The sequence below is a fragment of the Nocardia sp. NPDC050175 genome (assembly GCF_044459885.1).
In the GTDB taxonomy this organism is placed as follows: domain Bacteria; phylum Actinomycetota; class Actinomycetes; order Mycobacteriales; family Mycobacteriaceae; genus Nocardia.
In genome coordinates this window covers 69,183-75,837 of the sequence record NZ_JBITJI010000006.1, presented here as the reverse complement: position 1 = coordinate 75,837, position 6,655 = coordinate 69,183, and the positions used below count along the sequence as shown (strand labels likewise).

At 65.7% G+C, this 6,655-nt stretch carries 7 protein-coding genes; 2 read left to right on the top strand and 5 right to left on the bottom strand.

Features of this window, described 5'->3' with window-relative positions:
* The first annotated feature begins 48 nt into the window (after positions 1–48).
* Both ACIBK2_RS21445 and ACIBK2_RS21440 read left to right on the top strand, forming a co-directional pair.
* Positions 49–855 carry an alpha/beta fold hydrolase gene (locus ACIBK2_RS21445; RefSeq protein WP_396969302.1) on the top strand — a complete coding sequence of 269 codons (807 nt, stop codon included), beginning with the start codon at positions 49–51 and terminating at the stop codon, positions 853–855.
* Positions 855–2,102, top strand: a complete 1,248-nt coding sequence (locus tag ACIBK2_RS21440) for a PP2C family protein-serine/threonine phosphatase (protein WP_396969925.1) — start codon at positions 855–857, stop codon at positions 2,100–2,102. Before ACIBK2_RS21445 ends, ACIBK2_RS21440 begins: the two co-directional genes overlap by 1 nt.
* A 76-nt stretch (positions 2,103–2,178) precedes the next feature.
* Here the strand turns inward: ACIBK2_RS21440 and ACIBK2_RS21435 are convergent, their stop codons facing one another.
* The 5 genes from ACIBK2_RS21435 to ACIBK2_RS21415 all read right to left on the bottom strand — a co-directional run bounded on the left by ACIBK2_RS21435 (position 2,179) and on the right by ACIBK2_RS21415 (position 6,654).
* Positions 2,179–2,652, bottom strand: coding sequence for an SRPBCC family protein (locus tag ACIBK2_RS21435; RefSeq protein ID WP_396969301.1), 474 nt, complete (start codon positions 2,650–2,652; stop codon positions 2,179–2,181).
* Positions 2,653–2,817: 165 nt separating this feature from the next.
* Positions 2,818–3,537, bottom strand: coding sequence for an aspartate/glutamate racemase family protein (locus tag ACIBK2_RS21430; RefSeq protein WP_396969300.1), 720 nt, complete (start codon positions 3,535–3,537; stop codon positions 2,818–2,820).
* 10 nt (positions 3,538–3,547) lie between these two features.
* Complete coding sequence (locus ACIBK2_RS21425) at positions 3,548–4,879, bottom strand: NAD(P)/FAD-dependent oxidoreductase (protein WP_396969299.1); 1,332 nt, start codon at positions 4,877–4,879, stop codon at positions 3,548–3,550.
* Between the two features lie 9 nt (positions 4,880–4,888).
* Complete coding sequence (locus tag ACIBK2_RS21420; protein WP_396969298.1) at positions 4,889–5,764, bottom strand: family 3 encapsulin nanocompartment shell protein; 876 nt, start codon at positions 5,762–5,764, stop codon at positions 4,889–4,891.
* Positions 5,765–5,814: 50 nt separating this feature from the next.
* On the bottom strand, positions 5,815–6,654 hold the full coding sequence (locus tag ACIBK2_RS21415) for an SDR family NAD(P)-dependent oxidoreductase (RefSeq protein WP_396969297.1): 840 nt from the start codon (positions 6,652–6,654) through the stop codon (positions 5,815–5,817).
* Position 6,655 lies beyond the last annotated feature (1 nt).

The window sequence follows — 6,655 nt, the reverse complement described above, 5'->3', positions numbered from 1 at the left end:
TCGGCTGCCGCGTCGGTTGTCCGGGCCGCGAGGTGGCAGGATGGACAAGTGGATGTGCGCAGCAAGAACAATGTCGTGGTGATCGGTCGAGCCGATGGTCCCACGGTGGTGCTCGCGCACGGTTTCGGATGCGACCAGAATTTGTGGCGGCTCGTCGCGCCCGCCCTGGCCGAGCGATTCCGGGTGGTGCTGTTCGATCACGTCGGTGCGGGCAAGTCGGATCTGACGGCCTGGTCCGCGCAGCGGTACAGCACGCTCGACGGGTACGCCGCCGACATTGTCGACCTGTGTGCCGAGCTGGAACTGCGGGATGTGGTGCTGGTCGGGCATTCGGTATCGGCGATGATCGCTGTCCTCGCGGCGGTGCGTGAGCCCGACCGGTTCGCCAAGCTGGTGCTGCTGACGCCTTCCCCGCGCTACATCGACGACGGCGACTACCGAGGTGGGTTCAGTCGCTCGGACATCGACGAACTGCTCGAATCGCTCGACAGCAACTATCTGGGCTGGTCGGCGACGATGGCGCCGGTGATCATGGGCAATCCCGACCGGCCGGAGCTCGGGGCGGAGCTGACCGAGAGCTTCTGCCGCACCGACCCGGCGATCGCCCGAGTTTTCGCGCAGACCACATTCCTGTCCGACAACCGCGCCGATCTGGCGCACGTCACCGTGCCGACGCTGATCATCCAGAGCCGCGAGGACGCCATCGCCCCGCCCGAGGTCGGCCGGTTCGTGCGCGACCATATCTCCGGCAGCACGCTCGTGACGCTGGACTCGACCGGACATTGCCCGCAGTTGAGCGCACCCGAGGACACCATCCGAGCGATAACGGAGTTCGCGGCGGCGAGCACGCCGTGATCCGCCAGACCGACGACGACCGCGGCGGCGGTGGTTGCGGCGACCCCGACGATTCCGGTGCGAATCCGGCGTTCTCCGCGCTGTTGGAAGACAGCGCCGAAGACCTCTACGAAAACGCCCCGTGCGGCTATCTTTCGACGCTGATGGACAGCACGATCGCCAAAATCAATGGCACACTGCTGGATTGGCTCGGCTACCGGCGCGACGAGCTGGTCGGCCGACGACGGTTCACCGACCTGCTGAGCGTCGGCGGACGGATCTATCACGAGACACACATCGCGCCGACACTGAGCATGCACGGCGAGATCGGCGGCCTCGCGCTGGAACTGAAGGCCGCCAACGGAACTCGACTACCGGTCCTGGTGACCTCGGTGGTCAAGACCGGCGCCGACGGCACCGCCCAGCTGATCCGCACCACCATCTTCGACGCCCGCGACCGCCGTGCCTATGAACAAGAACTGTTGCGCGCCCGCCAAGACGCCGACCGGGAACGCGACCGCGTGCTGAAACTCGCCACTACGCTGCGGCGAACCCTGCTCCCGCCCACCTTGCCGACGATCCCCGGCATGGAAGTCGCGGCCTACTACCATCCCGCCTCCATCGACGAGGTCGGCGGCGACTTCTACGACCTGTTCCCCCTGGCCGGGGACACGTGGGGGTTCTTCCTCGGCGACGTCTCCGGCAAGGGCGCCCCCGCCGCCGCAGTCACGTCGCTGGCCCGCTACACCCTGCGCGCCGCAGCCGCCTCCGACCCGGATCCGGTAGCGGCACTGGCCATCCTCAATACCGTGCTCAACCACGAATACCACGGCATCGACCCCCGCTTCTGCACCGTCATCTACGGTCAGCTGACCCCGGATGCCAAGGGCTGCAACGTCATTCTTGCCAGCGGCGGCCATCCGCCCGCAGCCCTACTGACCGCCACCGGCAGCTCCCGCTTCCTCGACATCCCCGGCGGCCAACTGGTCGGCGCACTACCCAACGCCCACTTCGCCAGCATCGAATTCCGTCTCGACCCGGGCGACACCCTGCTGCTCTACACCGACGGCCTCACCGAAGCACGCACCAACGGCTCCGTTCGCCACAGCGAAGACGAGCTACTGACCTTCCTGGGCGCGCTGGCCCCGACGACCGCACCCGGAGTTGTCAGCGCGGTGACGGACCTGCTGGTGCAGTTCGGGGAAGGCGTCGACGACGACACCGCATTGCTGGCGCTGAGCATCCCGCCCGGCCGCGGTCACTCATAATCAGCGAATTACGCACTGCCACAAGAGCACTGCCGGATCCGTCGTCGATCTGGAGACGCAGGTCGGGCCGCCGGCCCTACAAGTTCGGTGGATGCTCGTCGAGGGTCAGCTGCAACGTCACGTCGTGTTCGAGACAGGCTTTCAAACCGCAGAGCATGAAAGCGAATCCTGCGGTGGAATCGCGAAGATTGGCGATTCTCGTATCGAGGTCACCGGTGAATCCGGACTCGGTGACACGAAGGTACGTCGTGTCGTTCTCGTACGGTGTGAGCGAGAATTCGACAGTGGTGGACTCGTCGGGAGCATAGTTGTTCCAAGCGAAGCGAATGGTCTTGTCGGGTTCGGACTTTTCTACCTGAATCGTTCGCGAGGCACCGTACATTTCCCATTCCCAGACGAGTTCGGCACCCCCGACCATGCGGCCGCTGCTCTTCGTGTACCAGAACCTGGTTGTTGTCGCCGGGTCGGCCAGGGCCTCGAAAACCTCGTGCGGCGCACGACGAATGAGCATGCCGACATCCACAGACAACGGTTGTACAGGCGCAGACATAGTTCCCCTCCTTGATCGTCCTGATCGCACGTCGGTGCGGCCAAGAACTGTTGTGCCACTTGTATCCTGCGCAAACCCCATTCAAATGCGCATGGCGGGCGCAATCTTACGGGGACACGGTTGTCTCCGAGACGTTTTCGGTCATCAGGCCGGCACGGCCCTACCTCAACCGCGGAATGGTCGGTGGCTCAGGCTGCGGTGCACCATCTCGGTGAGGGTGACGATGTCGAAGACCGGGATGCGGAGGCGGCTCTGGATGGCGTGCCCGTAGGGGACGAGGTCCGTGCATTCGATGACCAGAGCGCCCATCTCGGGGTTGGCGGCGGCCAGTTGGTCTATCTCGTGCAGCACCTCATGGCCTAGGCGGTCGGCGTCGAGGTTGTCGCGGCGGCCCTCGAGGATTACTTCGCGGAATTCTGGTTGCGCGTCCATGCCTGCGACGCAGATCGGTACCGACTCGGCGCCGACTGCCCGCAGGTGACGCTGGGTGAGGGCTTCCTTTTTCGCGACCAGTAGGCCGACCTTTCGGTCCGCGGCGAGCATTCGGTGCACCATCGGTACCTGGATCAGGCTGGAGCTGTAGAGCGGGATTTGGACGGCGTCGGCCAGTTGCTGTTGGAAGATGACGAGGAAGCCGCAGCCGCTGGTGATTGCCGCTGCCCCTTGGGCTTCCAGTTCCTTGGCGGCGATGATGAATGGCTCGAGGAGAGTTGGGTCGGCCTCGGTGACCATTCGTTGGGGGGTTGCGCCGTGTACTACCTGGTAGATGACCGGGAAGTCGAAGGTGGCGCGGTTGCGGATGTGGCCGGGGATTTTGGTGAATGCGGTGTCCAGGCAGAGGACGCCGATGGTGGTGTCGCCCTTGACACCTGGGTTTTCGATCACTGGTAACGCCTTAAGAGATGGTGCTGTCGAAACGGTCCGGCTGTAGGGGGTTGGGGTCGATGGTCGGATCCTGGCCGGCCAGGATTTGACTGATGAGTTCGCCGCCTGCGGGTGCGAGGCCCATGCCGATGTGGCCGTAGCCGACGGCGATCAGCAGGTTGCGCAGGCCGGTGCGGCCGATCAGCGGGACCCCGTCCGGCGTGCAGGGACGCAAGCCGCTCCAGGTCTCGCGGGTCGGTGTTTCCTCCAGGTCGGGCAGGTACTCGTTGACGGTACGCAGCATTCCGCGTACGCGCCGTTCGGAGACGGCGGTGCTCATCCCGGCGAGCTCGAGCCTGCCGCCGATGCGCAGCCGGTCACCCAGCGGCACCATCGCCATGCGGCCCTCACTCAGCAGTACCGGCCGACTGGGGCCACTGGGCGGCATGTCCATGGTGACGCTGTAACCCTTGATCGGTTGTAGCGTCAGGTCGATCCCCGCCATGCGTGCGCACTCGGTGGACCACGCGCCTGCGGTGATGACTACATCGCGGGGGCGAAGATCCCCGCGATTCGTTTGCAGCCGTTCGATTTTCCCCGCCTTGACCTCGAAGCCGGTCAGATCGGTGTGTTCGCAGATCTCGACACCCATCTCGCGCAGCGTCCGGCCGAATTCGACGACGAACTCCGGCACGTGCAGATACGCACCTTCGGGGTTGTACAGGGCGCCGTAGATGTCGAAGCGGGTCTTAGGCTCGAGCTCATCGAGTTCCCTGGGGCCGAGGACGCGCAGCGGTACTCCGTTGGCCACGGTTCGCGAGACGGCCCGGCTGGCGTCGGCGAAGCCCTGTGCCGTCTTGTAGGCCAGCACGATGCCCGGCGACTCGAAAGTGGTGGCAATACTTGGTGATTCACACAGTTCGAGCAGTATTTCGAGACTGCGCTTCTTCATCCCGATCAATGCGCGGAACCCGGCCGCTGCGGCAGTCGGGGTGCAGGCTCGCCCGAAATGCCGGAGCCAGCACAATAATTCGCGGTCCGCGCGCAGCTTGACGTAGAACGGCGCGTCCGCGCTCAGCATGCTGAGCGAACGAAGCGAACGCATCCCCGGTTCGGCCAGTGGCGCGGCACCATGGGTGCCAACGAAACCGGTATTCCCGTACGAACATGACTGCGGCCCACCCAATCCGCCACGCTCTAGCACTGTGACCGTGGCCCCACCGCGGCGCAGATGATAGGCACAGAACAACCCGGCGACCCCGCCGCCGACGACCACCACATCCGGGTCGCTGTATTCACCCACCCCGCCGGCTTCGCCGGCTGCCGTCCCCTCGGGTACGGGAGCCGCCTCCTCACTCGTCACGGATCCGACCTACACGGTCACGACGAAGAAATTGGTGGGTAGGTTGACCACAACCCGCTCGTAGATCTCCGCCATGACCGCGTCGCCCGGCTCGGCGAAGGTCCCCGGCGGCGGCTCGGCGAACCGGATCACCGAACGTCCCGCATCGAAAAGCTGTGCACCGTGGCCGAAGTCGCCGACGATGGCGCTGCCCGGCTCGACAAGGCGGGTACGGCAGATGAAAACGCCGTTCTGTTCGAGATCATCCATCAGGCGGCTGGTGCCCAAGGCGCGGTAGTAGTCGACCGGGTTGATGATCAGCCCGTCGGCGGTGCCGCCCATCTGCTCGACTTCGTTGCAGGCCCACAGGATCGTCGAGGCGAAGGGGCCGGGGTTGGTTATCCGTGCGATGCCGGGGATGTTGAGCAGGCCGCCCTCGCCGCTGATAATCGTGTAGTTCTCGGCGGTGCAGAGCCGGACGATCAGCCGATAGTTGATGAACGATTCGAAAGTCTCTGGGTCCTCCCACATTTCGGGCGGCACCTGCACCCAGGCCGTGGTGGGGAGTAGTTCGGGGATCGGCGACTTGTGGAACCGGCTGGCCAGTTCGCGGCGGACCTCGGCGCCTTCGATCGGGGCGTCCTCCGCGCTGGGCGCGCTCTCGTGCCAATAGAACTTGCGCGGATCACGGGACAGGTCAATGGCTTTGAGCACATTGCGCGCCGGGTAGCGCGGTTTGCGCCGCGAGCTGGTCAGGGTGTCGGTGATGGTCACGTCGTACTCGACCGACGCGTCGAGGCCGTCTTTCTGGCAGGCCTCGACGAACATCCGCCCCGGCGACAGCTCCTTCTTTCGGTCCGAAACGACCTGAGCCAACGTCTCTTTGATGCCTTCGGTCTTCAGCATGTAGTGATTCCTTCCCTGTCATCGGCAAACGGTGCCGAGAGCTGTGCTGTTCACTCCGATTTCGCGGAGCCGGTGACTTCGGCTTCCCAGGGCAGGTGCGCCGAGGTCGGGCCGAGCACGCTCGCGCCGCCGTCGACCAACTGGACCGTGCCGGTGAGGTAGGAGGCCCGTGCGCTCGCCAGGAAGGCGGCCACGGCGGCCATCTCCTCCGGGCGGGCGATCCGGCCGACGGCCGTGTGCGTGCCCATCGCGTCGAACTGTGCTTCGACCGCGCCGTCGGTAGCCTGTTGTGCCGCAACGCGTTCCAGTAGGGGAGTGCGGGTCGCGCTCGGTGCGAGCACGTTGACCGTGACACCGTCCCGGCCCACCTCGGCGGCGAGGGATTGGGCGAACCGCACGATGGCCGCGCGGGTGACGCCGGACATGGCCAGACCGCTGATCGGGACGCTCGCCGTCTCCGACGCGACGAACAGCAGCCTGCCCCAGCGCGCACTCCGCAGATAGGGCAATGCGGTGAGCGCCAAGTCGACGGCGGGCAGCAACACCCCGTCGACCGCCGCTCGGTAGTCGGATATCTCGAAGTTGGCCGCATTGCCGGTCGGCGGCGTGCCGCCACTCACGACGACGATGTGCAGGCCGCCGAATTCCGCGGTGACCTCGTCGATCCAGCGGTGGGTTGCCGCGCTGTCGGTGATATCCACGCTGGTCGCGTGTACCCGGCCCCGCGCAACCTCTTTGACGGCTCGCTCCGCCGCTATGAGGCGCTCGGGGTCGCGCCCACCGATGGCGACGTGCGCACCCTCGACGGCCAGTTCCCTGGCGATGGCAAGCCCGATGCCGCTCGATCCGCCCGCTACCAGGGCGACCTTGTTCTCCAGACCCAGATCCACT

Bases quoted from the DNA above. Each gene is read 5' to 3' on its own strand.
- ACIBK2_RS21435 (WP_396969301.1), bottom strand. From the start codon at position 2,652: ATGTCTGCGCCTGTACAACCGTTGTCTGTGGATGTCGGCATGCTCATT.
- ACIBK2_RS21420 (WP_396969298.1), bottom strand. From the start codon at position 5,764: ATGCTGAAGACCGAAGGCATCAAAGAGACGTTGGCTCAGGTCGTTTCG.